Annotated in this window: 1 pseudogene; it reads left to right on the top strand. The window is 41.6% G+C overall.

Annotation, left to right across the window (positions count from 1 at the left end):
• Positions 1 to 527 (top strand): annotated as a pseudogene (locus BV375_RS37370) (hypothetical protein); the annotation flags it as partial.

The following is a 527-nucleotide window of genomic DNA, read 5'->3' as shown; positions in this document are numbered from 1 at the left end:
AATATTACGGAGAATATCTTTACCGTCAAAAGTAAAGTTAAAGGTGATAAAGCAAAACTCTCAATCAAAATTGAAGGCAGCACTTCTAAAGTAGTCAACGAAATAGGTGTATTTATTGTTGACGATGCCCAAGGTACGATTGACGGGATTGCTCCTGGTGCAAAAGGTTACGCGCAACTAGCTCTCAAACGCTCAAAGATAGTTTGCTCTGCTATTGCCAATGCACCAGATGGTTTTAATAGAGCTGATTTGCCAAGCTTATTAGAATTCGACTCAGGTGCAAACCTAAGATTCTACATGATACGCAACAGCACCACTGATGCAGTGCTATCTGGACAAACTTCTTTGTCTGAGGTAGTCTTTTCCTCCGCCACGAATGTCAAAGTGGAAAGCTCAGAAATTGAAGGTTTCTCGATGACTTGGAAGGGTGTATCGAGTGGTGGCAGCGATTTAGTGGTGAAGTTTAAGGAAACCAATGAAAAAGTACCTCTAGGTATAGGCCTTCAAGGAAAGCATCAAGGTGAACT

Source organism: Nostoc sp. 106C, from assembly GCF_002154725.1.
GTDB lineage: Bacteria > Cyanobacteriota > Cyanobacteriia > Cyanobacteriales > Nostocaceae > Aulosira.
Note: the sequence above shows the minus strand (reverse complement) of the source record. Positions and strands in the feature narration are given on the sequence as shown.